This is a genomic window from Methylobacterium ajmalii, from assembly GCF_016613415.1.
Lineage (GTDB): Bacteria > Pseudomonadota > Alphaproteobacteria > Rhizobiales > Beijerinckiaceae > Methylobacterium > Methylobacterium ajmalii.
The window spans coordinates 51857-67854 of sequence record NZ_JACWCT010000071.1; the positions used below are offsets into that span (position 1 = coordinate 51857).

The window sequence follows — 15998 nt, forward strand, 5'->3', positions numbered from 1 at the left end:
TGCTCGACCTCGTCGTCCGAGCAGAACGGGCCGTGCACGCGGGTCGTGCGCCCGCCGCCCGCCATGAACAGCATGTCGCCCTGGCCCAGCAGCTGCTCGGCGCCCATCTCACCCAGGATCGTCCGCGAGTCGATCTTGCTCGTCACCTGGAAGGAGATCCGGGTCGGGAAGTTCGCCTTGATCGTGCCGGTGATCACGTCCACCGACGGGCGCTGCGTCGCCATGATCAGGTGCAGGCCGGCGGCCCGCGCCATCTGGGCCAGGCGCTGGATCGCCCCCTCGATGTCCTTGCCCGCCACCATCATCAGGTCGGCCATCTCGTCGACCACGATCACGATGTAGGGCAGGGCGGAGAGGTCCATGACCTCGTCCTCGTAGACCGCCTCGCCGGTCTCGCGGTCGAAGCCGGTCTGGACCGTGCGGGTGATCACCTCGCCGCGCGCCCGCGCCTCCGCCACCCTGGCGTTGAAGCCGTCGATGTTGCGAACGCCCAGGCGCGCCATCTTCTTGTAGCGCTCCTCCATCTCGCGCACCGCCCATTTGAGGGCGATGACCGCCTTCTTGGGGTCGGTGACGACCGGAGAGAGCAGGTGCGGGATGCCGTCGTAGACCGACAGCTCCAGCATCTTGGGGTCGACCATGATCAGGCGGCACTCCTCCGGCTTCAGCCGGTAGAGCAGCGACAGGATCATGGTATTGATGGCGACCGACTTGCCCGAGCCGGTGGTGCCGGCGACCAGCAGGTGGGGCATGCGGGCGAGGTCGGCGATGATCGCCTCGCCGCCGATGTTTTTCCCCAAGCAGAGCGCGAGCTTCTGCTTGGTCTCGGTGAAGACCGGCGAGGTCAGGAGCTCGCGCAGGTACACGGTCTCGCGCTTGAGGTTCGGCAATTCGATGCCGATGGCGTTGCGGCCCTGCACGACCGCGACGCGGGCCGAGATCGCCGACATCGAGCGGGCGATGTCGTCGGCGAGCGAGATCACGCGGCTCGACTTGGTGCCGGGCGCCGGCTCCATCTCGTAGAGCGTCACCACCGGGCCGGGGCGCACGGCGAGAATTTCCCCGCGCACGCCGAAATCCTGGATCACCTGCTGCAGCTGGAGGGCGTTGTCCTCCAGCATCTCGGGATCGAGGTTGCTGCCGTCCGATTCCCGCGGCTCGGCCAGGAGGTCGACCGAGGGAAGCTCGTAGGGCACCTCGAAACGCGCGGCCTGGCGCAGCGGGATGGTGGCGACGGGCGCCAGGATGTCGTCCTCGTCCTCCCCGTCGTCGTCGGCATCGAGGCCGAGATCGACGGCGAGCCCGGTCGTGCCGATCACGAGGCCCTGCGGCTCGGACGGGGCGGGCGACCATGCGGATGCCGCGGCGGCGTACGGCTCGGCGTACGGGTTGAAGACGATGCCGTCGGACGGCGCCGGCTGCGGCGCGAAGTCCGCGGCCGTGGGCATGGCGGGCGCGGCAAACGTCTCCGGCTGCGCGAGGCCCGGCTCGGGTTGCGTCGCGATCGGCCCCTGTTGAGGCGCAACGGGCTCCTGTGGCGCCGCAACGGGCTCCTGTTGCATCGCAACGGGCAGGATGATGCGCGGCGGGCGCGGCGGCGAGGGCAGCGTCGGGGCCGGCGGCTGCGCGTTCTGGCGGCCGGTCGGCACGTAGACGAAGGGCTGCCCCACCTGGGGTGCCGCGGCCGGGGCGGGCTCCGCGGGAGCGGAGGCGACCGGCGACGGCTCGGACGGGGTCGCCGATCCCAGCGGCTGGGCATCCGCGGCGATGAATGACCACGGCACGGGCGCGAAGGAGAAGGACGTGGCGGCAAAGCCCGTCGCGGTCAGGGACGCCGGCATGAAGGCAGGCACCGCGGAGTCGATCGCCGCGAACCCGCCGACGACCGGCGCGGACGCGGAGGGCTCGTCGGCGACGACCGGCGCGACCTCGACCGCGAGGGCGGGCAGGGACGGCGCGACGAATGCGGGCTCCGCGGGCGCGGGCAGGAGGATCGCATCCGCCAGCGGCGCATAGGTGAGCGCCAGCATCGGCGCGGGCGCCGGCAGCAGGATCGTGGCGGGCGGGAATGTCCCGTGAGCCTCGACGGCCTCGACGGCCGGGCCGGCATGGACCGGGGCGGACTCCTCGACCTCGGCGATGTCCCGAACCTCGGCGACACCCTCGACCTGGGCAACGTCCTGCGCCGGTACGGAATCCGGCTCGGCCGCGGGGGCGGGTATCGCGGACGCGGCGACCTCGGCCACCAAGTCGGCGACGGGCGCGGACACCGCCGTCTCCGGCACGGCGGCCTCGACCGTCTCGGGCTCCGGCTCCGGCAAGGGACGGTTGTCCTGCTCTTCGGCGGTCGAAAGCGGGTGGGTCCAATCGTGCTGCAGCAGGCGGTCGAGGGCGTAGACCGGGCGCGGCGGCAGGGAGCGCAGATGCGAGACGTCGACCGGCACCAGGATGGCGGCGTCGGGCACGTCGAACGTCACGGCCGGCGCGGCCGCGGCGTCCACCGGCTCGACGACAAGGTCGGGCACCGGCGGCAGCGCTTCGGGCATCGCCGCGACGCTCCCGGGCGTCGGTTCGGGCAAGGGACCGAACAGGGGTGCGGGACCGAACAGGGGGGCTGGACCAAAGACGACGGGCCGGACGACCGCCGTCTCGACCTGCGCGCATTCGAACCGCGCCGGCTCGACCGAGATCGGCGCGGCGACGAAGCAGGCGGCCACCGGCGCGATGCCGGAGAGGTCCGCGACCGGCGAGGCCCCGGCGGACGGATCCAGGGCGTCGAGGTCCGCGGGGGGCTCCGCGGTCGCGGCGACGATCGGCTCGGCCACCGGCACCGACTCGGACTCCGTGTCGCCGACCGCGGCCGGCGGCGCGGGCTCGGCCGGGGCGGCCTCCTCGGCGGAATGGCGCAGCAGGTGGTCGGGCGTGCGGGTGAAGCGCACGCCGGGGGGCAGCACGAAGGGCTGGCGCCAGATCGGGACTGCGGCGGCCGCCGCGGCCGCTTCCGCCTCGATCCGGGCGGCCTCCGCGTCGGCCTGCGCCGCCTCGGCAGCCGCGAGCTCGGCGGCGGCGCGGGCTTCGGCCTCGGCCTGCGCGGCACGCTGGGCCTCCTCCCTCTCGCGAACGGCCTGCTCGCGCCGGCGCTGGCGCATCTGCAGGACGTGGTCGGGCGTGCGGGTGAAGCGCACGCCGGCCTCGGGTGCGCGCTCCGCCACCGGCCGTGCCCGCGCCTCGGGCTCGGAGGACGCGTCCGGCTCGGCGTCCCGGCGGCGGGCGCGGGTCAGCACGGCCCGGGCCGGACCCGCGGGCGGGATCGGCATGGCCCAGCCGCCATCGGGAACGAGGGCCGGATCGGGCGCCCAGGTCGAGGCGCGGCGCGGGGCCGCCGGCTCGGGCGCGACCATCACGGCCGGGGACGACAGGCCCTCCGGCTCGTCGGGAAGGAAGGACTCGACCGGCGCTGGCGCGGCCGGCGGCACGACGGCGTCGGCGGCCCGCAGCGGAGCGGGGGACCGGGCCGGCACCTTGGGAGACGCCGCGGGGCCGTAGCCGTGGCCCTCCTGCTCGCTGACCTGTGCCGGACGGGGTGCGACGGGTCGCGGCGCCTCGGCCGGGACGGGGGCGGGCGTCGGGACCCAGGGTTCTGGAGAAAAAGCCTCGGGCGAAAAAGCTTCGATTTGCGGCGCGAAGGACGCCGCCGCCCGCGCCGGCCGGGGCGCGGGATGGGCCGGCGGGGCGAACGGGCTCTGGCTCCACGGCTCGGGCGGGGCGGCCGGAACCGGGCCGGGCTCGGGCGGCGTCGGGCGCACGAGCGCGTCGGCCATCCAGCTCGGGGTGGCGCGCCGGCTCAGGGCGTAGTCGCGCTGGGCCGGCGGGGCCGGCGGGGCGAAACGGCGGGCGAGGATCGCCCGCAGGTTCATCACGGTCTGCGCCAGGACGCCGAGCGGGCGTCCCCGGTGCTCGGGCGGGCGCAGATGGTCGCGCACCCGCTGGGGCGCACGCGGCGAGGAGTCGGAGAAGGGTGGCCGTCCCGATTGTCTCATGATGCCGATTTGAGTGTGGGCGGCCCGCGGCCGCATCGCATGGGCCCAGTTAGCCACGGCATCGTTAACGCCGGATTAGGCACGGGCCCCCGGGTACCGGGCCGCGGGCCGGCGCGTTAAGGAACGGGGGCATTTCCGGCGAGAAGGGGCTGCCCGCACGATGTTCCGATCCCTCTACCGGCACGGTTTCGCCCGGGTCGCGGCCTGCGTCGGCCGCACCCACATCGCCGACCCGGACGCCAACGCGGCCGAGATCCTGCGGCTGGCGCAACGCTGCGACGCGGACGGCACGGCGGTGGCGGTGTTTCCCGAGCTGTGCCTGTCGGGCTACGCGCTCGAGGACCTGCTGCTGCAGGAGACGCTGCGCGAACGGGTCGAGGCGGCGCTCGCCGGCCTGGTCGAAGCGAGCCATGGGCTGATGCCGGTCCTCGTCGTCGGCGCCCCTCTGCGCCACCGAAACCGGATCTACAACACGGCCGCGGTGATCCATCGCGGCCGGCTGCTCGGGGTGGTGCCCAAGAGCTACCTGCCGAACTACCGCGAGTTCTACGAGAAGCGCCACTTCGCCTCCGGCGCCGGGGTGACCGGCGAGACGATCCGCGTCGGCGCCCTGGAGGCGCCGTTCGGCACCGACCTGCTGTTTCCGGCCGAGGACCTGCCGGGCCTCGTCCTCGGGGTCGAGGTCTGCGAGGACATGTGGATCCCGGTGCCGCCCTCGGCGCTGGCCGCCCTCGCCGGCGCCACGGTGCTGGCCAACCTCTCGGGCAGCCCGATCACCATCGGGCGGGCCGACAACCGGGCGCTGCTCTGCCGCTCGGCCTCCTCGCGCTGCCTCGCCGCCTACATCTACGCCGCGGCGGGCCCGGGCGAATCGACCACCGACCTGTCCTGGGACGGGCAGACCGCGATCTACGAGGACGGCGAGGCGATCGCCGAGGGTCCGCGCTTCCCGGCCGAACCGCAGGTGACGAGCGCCGACATCGACCTCGACCGGCTGGTCCAGGAGCGGGCCCAGATGGGCAGCTTCGACGACAACGCCCGGCAGGTCCTGGGCGCCGCGCCGGCCTTCCGCCGGGTGCCGTTCCGGGTGGCGCCGCCGGAGGCGGATCTGGGCCTGCGCCGCACGGTCGAGCGCTTCCCCTTCGTGCCGGCCGATCCCGCCCGCCTCGCCCAGGATTGCTACGAGGGCTACACGATCCAGGTCGCCGGCCTCGTCCAGCGCCTGCGGGCGATCGGCACCCGGCGGGTGGTGATCGGCATCTCGGGCGGCCTCGATTCGACCCACGCGCTGATCGTCGCCGCCCGGGCCTTCGACGAGCTCGGCCTGCCGCGCACCGACATCCTCACCTACACGATGCCGGGCTTCGCGACCTCGGACGAGACCAAGGGCAACGCGCACCGGCTGATGGCGGCGCTCGGGACCCGCGCGGCCGAGCTCGACATCCGCCCGGCCGCCCGCCAGATGCTCGCCGACATGGGCCACCCGTTCGGGCGGGGCGAGGAGGTCTACGACGTCACCTTCGAGAACGTGCAGGCAGGCCTGCGCACCGATTACCTGTTCCGGCTCGCCAACCAGCACGACGCCATCGTGATCGGCACCGGCGATTTGTCGGAGCTGGCGCTCGGCTGGTGCACCTACGGCGTCGGGGACCAGATGTCCCACTACGCGGTCAATGCCGGGGTGCCCAAGACCCTGATCCAGCACCTGATCCGCTGGGTGATCGCCTCGGGCCAGTTCGAGGCCGAGGTCGGTGCCACCCTGGACGCCATCCTCGCCACCGAGATCTCGCCCGAGCTGGTGCCGGCGCGCGAGGGCGAGACGATCCAGAGCACCGAATCGAAGATCGGTCCCTACGCGCTGCAGGACTTCACGCTGTTCTACACGCTGCGCTACGGCTACCGCCCCTCGAAGATCGCCTTCCTGGCGCTGATGGCCTGGGAGGATGCCGGCCGCGGGCCCTGGCCTCCCGGCTTCCCGGAGGCGAAGCGGGGGGCGTACGCCCTGCCGGAGATCCGGGCCTGGCTCGTGGTGTTCCTGCGCCGCTTCTTCGGCTTCAGCCAGTTCAAGCGCTCGGCCCTGCCGAACGGGCCGAAGGTGGCGGCGGGCGGCGCTCTCTCGCCCCGCGGCGACTGGCGCGCACCTTCCGACGGCAACGCCCGGATCTGGCTCGAAGAGCTGGAGCGCAACGTCCCGCACGGCTAGATCAGAAACCCCACAGGAGTATCTAAGTTGGTCCGGCCGCGGGGCCGTGAAGAGCCCCCGCACGGGAGCCGACCGCGATGGCCGGTATCCCCACCGGGACAGACGTCCTGCCGAACGGCCCGCTCGAGAAGCGGGCCGTGCATGTCTGCGTCGACATGCAGAACCTCTTCGCCGAGGAGACCGCATGGCGCACGCCCTGGATGGAGCCGGGGCCGGAGAGCGCGTTGCGGGCGCGTCGGGCCGAGACCCTGGTGATCACCGGCGGCGAGACCGACGTCTGCGTGCTGGCGAGCGTGCTCGGGGCGATCCGACCGCGGCTACCGCAGCGTGCTCGCCGCCGACGCGGTGTGCTCCTCGTCGGACGAGACCCACGACGCGATGATGACCCTCTACGGGCAGCGCTTCGACCAGCACCTCGATGTCGCGACCGTCGACCAGATCCTGCACAACTGGAATTTGTCCGAGTTGATGGAGCGATAAGACCGCGACCGCCCCCGCCATTCCCCTGTTTTCTGCGTTGTTTCCCGTGTCGTCCCACGGTTCCCGGCTCGCACGTTTTCGTGATTGCATCGCTCTGTGCCGGACCGCACTTGGCGGAACGGCGGAGATTGCGGTATCGCCATGCCGGAAGGCGCGACATAGTCTCGGCCCAATCGGGCCTTACCGGATGGACGCCATGGTAGCACCTGCGAGGGCAGCACCTGCGAGCGGAGGCGATCCGATGCGAAGCTACAACCTGTTCTGCCTGAAGAGCCTCGACGGCCTGGTCTGCGCGGTGCCGGAGGATTACGCCGTGCCGGCCTTCGTCACCGAGGCGCGCTGGGCCTTCGGCGGCAAGCTCGACGGCAGCACGCCCCGGCCCGTCGGCTTTGATGGCGCGGCGGCCGCGACCGCGGTGCGCTTCAACGGCTTCTACCTGTTCCAGAGCATGGGCGGCGGGCAGGGCTGAACGCGGGGTCGGGACCGGGGACTCGCGGATCGCGGCGAACATTCCTTAAAGGTCCGCGGGGCATGATCGCCCCGTACCGAAACCCGCGAGGCCGAACGGGGCTGGCCGCCATGTCCGACATGTCCGAGCTGCGCAGGGAGACCCGCCTGCGGACGTTCCTGAAGGGACGCATCATCTTCAACAACGGCAATTCCAGCATGGATTGCCTGGTCCGGGATCTCTCGGGCTCCGGGGCGCGGCTGATGCTGAGCCAGACCGCGACCCTGCCGGGCGGCTTCGACCTCCTGATCCCCGCCAAGGACCGCACCTACAAGGCGACTCTGCGCTGGCGCAAGGACGACAGCATCGGGGTGACCTTCGCCGAGGAGCCGGCCCGGGCCGCGGCGCCGGCCGCCGCGGAACCGTCGACGGCCGCGCTGCTCGCCCGCATCCAGGAGCTCGAAGCCGAGAACGCCGCCTTGCAGCGCCAGCTCAAGGAAGCCGAGGCGATGCTGCTGGAACGGACCGCGTAGGGACCTCCCGGCCCGATCGAAGCGTCGTGATCACGAAGAGGCGCGACGTGGCGCCGAGGCGCGTCGTCGGATGAGCAGGCGGCCCGCCGATCCGGCAGGGCGCCGCGTGGGCGCGCTTGCCAGGACGATCGACTCCCCGAACATGCGAAGGGCCGCCCCGTTGCCGAGGCAGCCCTTCCATTGCCGAACCGCGGTCCGACCGATCGATCAGAATTGCATCAGCAATTCCGCAGGATCATCACCGATCCCGGATAGCTCGTCGTGCGCTCAGGCCGTGAAGCCGGAGGCGACGATCCAGGTCCGGTGCGCAGACGACCGCGGCTGATGACAATGAGACACTGGATCACCTCCTTCCTGTTGTTTCCGATAGGATCAATGTAACCGTTCGGCGGCGCGGCGCAATGCGGCCCGGGCGCGGCGAAGGGTCCGCGGGCGCGCATCTTGACCCTGGCCTGCGATCGGTCATCTCCGCAGGCATGAAGAACCGTGGCTTCCTCAAGTTCGCCAGCGCCATGACGGTGATGACGCTCGGCGGCGTCGGCTACGCCGCGCACCGGCGCAACCGCAACCCCTACTACAAGGGGCCCGTGAGCGACCATTTCGACGGGGTGCGGTTCTTCTCGCCGGGACAGCCGCAGGACAAGGGCGTCGGCGAGGTCGCGCGCTGGCAGCTCGGCGGTGGGCGGGAGGCCTGGCCGGCCCGGGTCCCGAGCCCGTTCCCGCCGGACGCGCCGCCGGAGCGGGTCGAGGGGCTGAGGGTGGTCCATATCGGGCATGCCAGCCTGCTGATCCAGGTCTCGGGCCGCAACATCCTGGTCGATCCGGTCTATGCGCGGCGCGCGAGCCCGGTGGGCTTCACCGGCCCCAAGCGCGTCAACCCGCCGGGCATCGCCTTCTCGGCGCTGCCGCCGATCGATGCGGTGCTGATCACCCACAACCACTACGACCATCTCGACGGGCCGATCCTGGCCCGGCTCTGGGCCGAGCACGCCCCGACCTTCGTGGCGCCCCTCGGCAACGACGCGATCATCCGCAGCTACGACGCGACGATCCCGGTGGAGACCCGGGACTGGGGCGGATCGGTCGATCTCGGCGGCGGGATCGTGGTCCATCTGGTGCCGGCCTACCACTGGTCGGCCCGGGGCGTGAACGACCGGCGCATGGCGCTCTGGTGCGCCTTCGTTCTCACCACGCCGCGGGGCGTGCTCTACCACGTCGGCGATACCGGCTACGGCGACGGGGCGATCTTCCGTCCGGTGCGGGAGCGCTTCGGCGCGCCGCGCCTCGCCACCCTGCCGATCGGCGCCTACGAGCCGCGCTGGTTCATGCAGCCCCAGCACATGAACCCCGAGGAGGCGGTGCGGGTGTTTCGCGAGGTCGGGGCCGAGCAGGCGCTCGGCCACCACTGGGGCACGTTCCGCCTCACCAACGAGGGCCCGGGCGAGCCCGCCGAGGCGCTGGGCCGGGCGCTGGCAGCGGCGGAGATCCCGGCGGATCGGTTCCTGGCGCTGCGTCCGGGGCAGGTCTGGGGCGGGTGAGGGGAGCCCGGGCGGGCCCTGATTCACCTCTTCAGAGCTTCGAGGGGTCGAACCAGATGCAGCTGCGGGCGATAGTCGCGAAGTTGATCTCTGACTTCGCCGGCTGCGGCAGCACCTTGCCGTCCATCGCCACGGTGATCTGCTGCGAGGTGGTGCCGTCGCCGAAGGTCTGTGGCCGCGTCAGGTAGCAGTATTGCTGCTCAGGCTTCTGCTCGTCACCCTTGAAGTTCCACCCGGTCACGATCGTGCCGTCGAGGAACGGGACGGTCTTGAACACCGTGAAGCTGGTGCGCACCGCGGCATTGGCGGGCGCCTCCGACTTGCCCTGGTTGCCGGTGAGCGAGGACACGTCGGGCAGGCCCTTGGAGGCCGGCAGGCCGCCCTCGATCTTCAGGGTGTTGTCGGCGAGCCGGACCTCGCCGCTCGTCTTGAGGGTCGTGGTCTCGAGGGCCTGGGTCAGGGCCTTGGCGAGCGTGTCCGACGCGTTTCCGACCTCGTTCATGGTCGCGTAGCCGTAGAAGGCCGCGCCCAGCCCGGCGCCGGCCAGCCCCATGAAGGCGCCGAACCCGATCGCGCGGAACAGGAAGGCGCGGGCGTTGGAGATCCGGGCCTCCGCCCGCAGGCGCCCGTTGACGTGCTGGGCGAGCGCGACGTTCTCCGGGGTGCCCGGTGCGAGATAGCTCACGGTCTCGGTCTCTCGATACGGTCGTCGTCGCGCGAAGGCGCCGCCGGGGGCGTGCCGGCCTGCGGCACGGTGGGGGAGCGGCGCTGGTCGAGGGGGATGGCGGCACCCGAGGCCACCGCGGCCTCGCGCATCGCCCGCTGCGCGTCCTGGATCTGGGTCGCGCTCTCGGCCATCTGGTTGAGGAGAAGCGGCATGCCCTCGGCCTGCATCACCGTGTCGAGGTCGTCCTCGTCGCGGTAGGTCTTGCGGACCTGCACGGCGCAGAGCGCGAGCAGCGTCGAGGCGAAGGCGGCACAGAGCGCCGGCGCGAAGACGAAGATCCGCAGGAAGGCGTGGACCTGCTGGTCGGTGACGTCGATCGGATCGGCGCCGTACACCATGGCGGTGAAGGAGTGCAGCTGCGAGCGGCGCACCGCGTCGCGGTACGCGCCCTCGGCCTCGGTCACCCGCCGGTCGGCGGCGGCGCGGTCGAGTTGCGCCCGGGCGGCGCGGGCCTCCGCCAGGTTCTTGGCCACCACCGCGCGCTCGTCGCCGGCGCTCTTCAGGCTGCCCGCGATGGTGGCGGTGCGCGGATCGGTGACGCAGCGCATGTAGCTGTAGCGCTTGCCGCGGCTGTTGGTGCCCGACAGCCGCTCGCAGCGCTGCCCCGGCAGGCCGGCGAGCTGCGACGACGCCTCGGCCGAACGCTTCTCCAGCGCGGCGGCCTCCGCCGCGTACTGCGCCACCCGGGCATCGGCCTGGGCGATGCGGTTGTCGATCGTGCCCCGGTCGGCCTCGGCTTCCTTGAGCAGGGTGCGGGCCTTCGAGGCCTCGGCGAGGCGGGGATGGAACATCATCTCGCCGAGCTGCGACACCGACTTGGTGGTCACGCCCGCCGCCATCACGATGCCGACGATCGCCAGGCCCTTGATCAGCCAGTCGCGCTGCACCCGGATCAGGATGCCGAGGGGCACCCGGCACAGCTCGATCGCCGCGTAGACGATCGGCGCCATCAGCATGAACCAGAAGCTCTGGTCGTGGCGGTCGGCGTAGGTCTCGGCGAAGAACCAGGCGCCGGCGAGCGAGGTGCAGATCACCAGCGCCTCGACCACGTAGGCGATGCCGACGTAGCCCCAGCGGATGCGATAGCCCTTGCGGACCGCGCGGTCCTGCTTCCAGGCGTCGGACTCGTCGGCCCAGGCGCGCCGCTCGCGCACGATCACCCGATCGGGAGGCTGTCGGCCCATCACAACTCCTCGCCTCGCCCCCTCGGAGGGCGGGTGCGTACACGGAATCTCAATCCTTCCCGCTATGCGGGTTTTGCGCCGAAATTGCGCCCTGGGCGAGCCGGGCATGCCGCGGCGCAGCGTCCCGATCCCGCATTACGCACCGCAAAACGCGACGGGCCGCGCTAGACTCGCGGCGTGTGGCGCCGCCGTGCGCCGATTCCCGACGCCGGATGAAGCCGGCGTCGCCAGACCGGAGCGAGGCCCGCATGTCGGACGACCGCTACCACAAGACCACGCTCGGCAACCGCCGCCTGCACCCCGAGACGCTGATGCTCGGCTACGGCTACGACCCCGCCCTGTCCGAGGGGGCGGTGAAGCCGCCGGTCTTCCTCACCTCGACCTTCGTGTTCACCTCCGCCGAGCACGGCAAGGAGTTCTTCGACTACGTCTCGGGCCGGCGCGAGCCGCCGGCCGGCGAGGCGGCGGGCCTCGTCTATTCGCGCTTCAACCATCCCAACAGCGAGATCGTCGAGGACCGCCTGGCGGTGTTCGAGGAGGCGGAGGCAGCCCTCCTGTTCTCGTCGGGCATGTCGGCCATCGCCACCGTGATCCTGGCCCATGCCCGCCCCGGGGACGTGCTGCTGCACTCCCAGCCGCTCTACGGCGGCACCGAGACGCTGATCGCCAAGACGCTGGCCGGGTTCGGCATCGGCGCCGTCGGCTTCCAGGACGGCACCGACGAGGGCAGCGTCACGGCGGCCGCCGACGCGGCGCAGGCCCTGGCGAAGGAGGGCGGCGGGCGCGTCAGCGTCGTGATGGTCGAGACGCCCTCGAACCCCCTCAACACCCTCGTCGACCTGGCGCTGGTGCGCGCCGCCGCCGACCGGATCGGCGCCGGGCAGGGGGGCCAGGCGCCCGTGGTCGTGTGCGACAACACCCTGCTCGGCCCGCTCTTCCAGCATCCCCTGCGCCTTGGTGCCGACATCTCGGTCTACTCGCTGACGAAGTATGTCGGCGGCCACTCGGACCTCATCGCCGGGGCGGCGCTCGGCTCGGCGGCCCGGATGAAGCCGGTGCGGCTGCTGCGCTCGGCGATCGGCACCCAGCTCGATCCGCATTCGTGCTGGATGCTCGGGCGCTCGCTCGAGACCCTGACGCTGCGGATGGAGAAGGCCAGCCGCAACGGCGAGATCATCGCCGAGCGCCTGCGCGCCCACCCGAAGGTGACGCGGCTCCACCACCTCGGCCATCTCGAGCCCGGCTCCGGCGCGGCGCGGGTCTACGCCGCGCAATGCGCCGCGCCCGGCTCGACCTTCTCGTTCGACGTCGCGGGCGGCGAGGCGGAGGCCTTCCGGGTGCTCAACGCGCTCCAGCTGTTCAAGCTCGCGGTGAGCCTGGGCGGCACCGAATCGCTGGCGAGCCACCCGGCCTCCACCACCCATTCGGGAGTGCCGAAGGCGGTGCGCGACCGGCTCGGCGTCACCGACGCGACCATCCGGGTCTCGATCGGCATCGAGCATCCGGAGGATCTGGCGGCCGACTTGCAGGCGGCTCTCGCCACCCTGGATTGAAAAGCACCGGGCGCGGCCCGTTTTGGCTTGCCCCGGCGGGGGCCCTCCGCATGATGGCGCCGCCCCGGCCGCGCATCGTCGGCGGGCCCCCCTCCCGCGAACCGAGAAGGCCCCGCCGCTCCCGATGACCGAGCACGCCGCGTCCGGCTCCTACAAGGAAGTCATCCTGTTCCTGGTCACCGCCGGGATCGTGGTGCCGCTGTTCCATCGCCTGCGCGTCAGCCCGGTTCTCGGCTTCATCGGGGCGGGCGCGCTCCTCGGGCCGTCCGGCCTCGGGCGGCTCACCGAGACGGTGCCGTGGCTGGGCGTGGTGACGATCTCGAACCGCACCGAGATCGCGCATCTCGCCGAGCTCGGCGTGGTGTTCCTGATGTTCATGATCGGGGTCGAGCTGTCCTGGGAGCGCCTGCGCATCCTGCGCCGCCTCGTCTTCGGCCTCGGCTCGCTGCAGGTCGCCGTGTCGGGCCTCCTCGTCGGGGGGGTGCTGATGGCGCTCGAGGTCCCGCCCACCGCCGCGATCCTGGTCGGGCTGGCGCTCGCGCTCTCCTCCACCGCCATCGTGCTGCCGGTGCTGGCCGAGCAGAAGCGCCTCAACACGCCGGCCGGCCGGGCGAGCTTCGCGGTGCTGCTGTTTCAGGACCTCGCCGTCGCGCCGGTGCTGTTCGCCATCGCGGTGCTCGGCCGCAAGGACGGCGACGCGGTGACGGGGCTCGCCATCGCGCTGGGCCAGGCCGCGGTGGCGCTGGCACTCCTCGTCGGCGTCGGGCGGCTGGGCCTGCGCCCGCTGTTCCAGCTCGTCGCCCGCACCCGCAGCCCCGAATTGTTCATGGCGGCCTGCCTCCTCGTCATCGCGGCGACCGCCCTCGTCGCCGCGGCGAGCGGCCTGTCGATGACGCTCGGGGCGTTCGTCGCCGGGCTGCTGCTGGCCGAGACCGAGTACCGCCGGGCGATCGAGGCGACGATCGACCCGTTCAAGGGTCTGCTGCTCGGGGTGTTCTTCGTCTCGGTCGGCATGGGCATCGACCCGGCGGTGCTGATGAAGACGCCGCTGACCATCTTGGGATTGGCCGTCGGGCTCCTCGTCCTCAAGGGCGGGGTCATCCTCGGCGTCGGCAGGGCCCTGCGCCTGCCCCGGGCGGTAGCGCTCGAATCGGCGCTGCTGCTCGGGCCCGGGGGCGAGTTCGCCTTCGTGCTCGTCGGCAGCGCGCTCGCCGCCGGACTCGTGCCCGACGATCTCGGCCAGGCGGCCCTCGTCGTCACCACCGCCACGATGGTGATGATTCCCGGCCTCGCCGCGCTCGCCCGCCGCCTCGGCCGGCGGATCGACCGGACCACGCTCGGCCGCGCCCGGGCCGAGCCGCCCCCGGCGGAGCGCCAACCGGGTCGGGTGATCGTCGCGGGCTACGGCCGGGTCGGCCAGCTCGTCGCCGAGATGCTGGCCCGACACAAGGTGCCCTACATCGCCCTCGACATGGACGCAGCCCGCGTCGCCGACCAGCGCCGGCTCGGCAACCCGGTCTATTTCGGCGATTCGGCCAATGCCGACCTGCTGCGCCGCTGCGGCATCGACACCGCCCGGGCGCTGGTCGTCACCCTCGACCAGCCGCGCGCCGTCGAGGCGGTGGTGGCGGCCGCCCGGACCGAGCGGCCGGACCTGACCATCGTCGCCCGCGCCCGGGACGCCCGCCACGCGACTGCCCTCTACGAGATGGGCGTGGACGATGCCGTGCCCGAGACGATCGAGGCCTCGCTCCAGCTCTCGGAGGCCGTGCTGGTCGACGTCGGGGTGCCGATGGGTCTCGTCATCGCCTCGATCCACGAGCGCCGCGACGAGTTCCGGGCGATCCTGCGCCGCAAGGAGGCGCCGCCGGCCGCCGCCTTCCAGGCCCGTCGCACCGTGGGCAAGACCTCGTGAGCGGGCTCGGCGCCCAGCAGGAGGCGGCGCTCAAGGCGGTGTCGGACTGGCTGAAGCGCGGCAGCCCGCAGGTCTTCCGCCTGTTCGGCTTCGCCGGCACCGGCAAGACCACGCTCGCCAAGCGCCTCGCCGAGGACGTCGACGGCGGGGTGCTCTTCTGCGCCTATACCGGCAAGGCGGCGTCCGTCATGCGCGCGCGGGGCTGCCTCGACGCCTCCACCATCCACAGCCTGATCTATCGCACCCGCGAGGATACCGAGGGCGGGCCGGCCTTCACCCTCAACCGCACCGGGCCGGTGAGCAAGGCGGCCCTCGTGGTGATCGACGAATGCTCGATGGTCGACGGCGACCTCGGCAACGACCTTCTCTCCTTCGACACCCCGGTGCTGGTGCTGGGCGATCCGGCGCAGCTGCCGCCGGTGAAGGGCGGCGGCTTCTTCACCGAGGCCGAGCCCGACGTGATGCTCACGGAAGTCCACCGCCAGGCCGCCGACAACCCGATCGTGCGCCTCGCCATGACGGTGCGCGAGGGCGGGCGGCTCGAGTTCGGCACCTACGGCGACAGCCGGGTGATCCCGCGCCGCGCCATCGACCCGCAGACGGTGCTCGCCGCCGACCAGGTGCTGGTGGGCATGAACCGCACCCGGCGGCTCTACAACGGCCGCATCCGCGAGCTGATCGGCCACGTCGACCCGATGCCGGCGGTGGGCGAGAAGCTGGTCTGCCTGCGCAACGACCGCACCAAGGGCCTGCTCAACGGCTCGACCTGGACCGTCCAGGCCCTGCGCGCCGCCCCCCGCCCCGACCTCGTGCGCCTCGACGTGGTGCCGGAGGACGACCCGGCCGTGCGCCGCAAGCCCCAGGACATCCGGGTCCTGCGCTCGGTGATCGCCGGCAGCGACGAGGAGGTGCCTGCGATCCTGCGGCGCGAGACCGAGGAATTCACCTACGGCTACGCGCTCACCGTGCACAAGGCGCAGGGCTCGCAGTGGGACAAGGTGGTGCTGTTCGACGAATCCTATGCCTTCCGCGAGCACCGGGCGCGCTGGCTCTACACGGCGCTGACCCGCGCGGCGGACGCGATCACCGTGGTGGTGTAGGGGGCAGGGGTCGTCCCGACCTTGCCCCCCCGGCCTGCCCCCGCACGCCATTCTGGGCCGGCAAGGAAGAACGTGCAGTCGAGCAGCGTTACAATCGCTCGACGAAAAAGCCCGCCGGGCGCGAGCCGGGCGGGCTTCGTTGTGTTCGGATCGTGTCGAGGGAATGTATGACGTGCTTGGCAGGTCTGGCGGTGACCGACTCTCCCGTGTCTTGAGACACAGTACCATAGGCGCTGGGGCGGTTAACGGCCGAGTTCGAGATGGGATCGGGTTCTGA

At 72.2% G+C, this 15998-nt stretch carries 10 protein-coding genes and 1 rRNA gene; 7 read left to right on the plus strand and 4 right to left on the minus strand.

Annotated features, from left to right (window positions below; genetic code table 11):
- Positions 1-2285 (minus strand): DNA translocase FtsK (locus HPY23_RS34075; protein ID WP_478219415.1); only part of this gene is annotated, 2285 nt, incomplete at its 3' end.
- A 1915-nt stretch (positions 2286-4200) separates the two neighbouring features.
- Here HPY23_RS34075 and HPY23_RS13410 point away from each other — a divergent pair.
- From HPY23_RS13410 to HPY23_RS13430, 4 genes are all read left to right on the plus strand, one after another.
- Positions 4201-6243, plus strand: coding sequence for an NAD(+) synthase (locus HPY23_RS13410; RefSeq protein ID WP_091891588.1), 2043 nt, complete (start codon positions 4201-4203; stop codon positions 6241-6243).
- 721 nt (positions 6244-6964) lie between these two features.
- Positions 6965-7192, plus strand: a complete 228-nt coding sequence (locus tag HPY23_RS13420; RefSeq protein ID WP_060846073.1) for a hypothetical protein — start codon at positions 6965-6967, stop codon at positions 7190-7192.
- Positions 7193-7311: 119 nt separating this feature from the next.
- Positions 7312-7704: a PilZ domain-containing protein gene (locus tag HPY23_RS13425; protein WP_060849225.1), complete on the plus strand. Its 393-nt coding sequence runs from the start codon at positions 7312-7314 to the stop codon at positions 7702-7704.
- A gap of 476 nt (positions 7705-8180) precedes the next feature.
- A complete protein-coding gene (locus tag HPY23_RS13430) occupies positions 8181-9242 on the plus strand; it encodes an MBL fold metallo-hydrolase (protein ID WP_091891585.1) in 1062 nt (353 codons plus the stop codon).
- Between the two features lie 31 nt (positions 9243-9273).
- Here HPY23_RS13430 and HPY23_RS13435 read toward each other — a convergent pair whose 3' ends face one another.
- A complete protein-coding gene (locus tag HPY23_RS13435; protein WP_060846071.1) occupies positions 9274-9927 on the minus strand; it encodes a hypothetical protein in 654 nt (217 codons plus the stop codon).
- Positions 9924-11153, minus strand: coding sequence for an ATPase (locus tag HPY23_RS13440; RefSeq protein ID WP_210344260.1), 1230 nt, complete (start codon positions 11151-11153; stop codon positions 9924-9926). The genes HPY23_RS13435 and HPY23_RS13440 overlap by 4 nt, the downstream gene beginning before the upstream one ends.
- Positions 11154-11401: 248 nt before the next feature.
- On the opposite strand from HPY23_RS13440, the gene HPY23_RS13445 reads away from it, so the two are divergent.
- The 3 genes from HPY23_RS13445 (at position 11402) to HPY23_RS13455 (ending at position 15721) form a co-directional block, all read left to right on the plus strand.
- Complete coding sequence (locus HPY23_RS13445; protein ID WP_091891582.1) at positions 11402-12706, plus strand: cystathionine gamma-synthase family protein; 1305 nt, start codon at positions 11402-11404, stop codon at positions 12704-12706.
- Between the two features lie 124 nt (positions 12707-12830).
- Positions 12831-14621, plus strand: a complete 1791-nt coding sequence (locus HPY23_RS13450; RefSeq protein WP_091891579.1) for a cation:proton antiporter domain-containing protein — start codon at positions 12831-12833, stop codon at positions 14619-14621.
- Positions 14618-15721, plus strand: a complete 1104-nt coding sequence (locus tag HPY23_RS13455; RefSeq protein WP_091891576.1) for an ATP-dependent DNA helicase — start codon at positions 14618-14620, stop codon at positions 15719-15721. The genes HPY23_RS13450 and HPY23_RS13455 overlap by 4 nt, the downstream gene beginning before the upstream one ends.
- A 183-nt stretch (positions 15722-15904) precedes the next feature.
- On the opposite strand, the gene rrf is transcribed toward HPY23_RS13455, so the two are convergent.
- Positions 15905-15998: ribosomal RNA gene (gene rrf, locus HPY23_RS13460) — 5S ribosomal RNA — on the minus strand; the annotation flags it as partial.

Coding starts and splice junctions, on each gene's coding strand:
- HPY23_RS13410 (WP_091891588.1), top strand. CDS start 4,201: ATGTTCCGATCCCTCTACCGGCACGGTTTCGCCCGGGTCGCGGCCTGC.
- HPY23_RS13425 (WP_060849225.1), top strand. CDS start 7,312: ATGTCCGAGCTGCGCAGGGAGACCCGCCTGCGGACGTTCCTGAAGGGA.
- HPY23_RS13445 (WP_091891582.1), top strand. CDS start 11,402: ATGTCGGACGACCGCTACCACAAGACCACGCTCGGCAACCGCCGCCTG.
- HPY23_RS13440 (WP_210344260.1), bottom strand. CDS start 11,153: ATGGGCCGACAGCCTCCCGATCGGGTGATCGTGCGCGAGCGGCGCGCC.
- HPY23_RS13430 (WP_091891585.1), top strand. CDS start 8,181: ATGAAGAACCGTGGCTTCCTCAAGTTCGCCAGCGCCATGACGGTGATG.
- HPY23_RS13420 (WP_060846073.1), top strand. CDS start 6,965: ATGCGAAGCTACAACCTGTTCTGCCTGAAGAGCCTCGACGGCCTGGTC.
- HPY23_RS13450 (WP_091891579.1), top strand. CDS start 12,831: ATGACCGAGCACGCCGCGTCCGGCTCCTACAAGGAAGTCATCCTGTTC.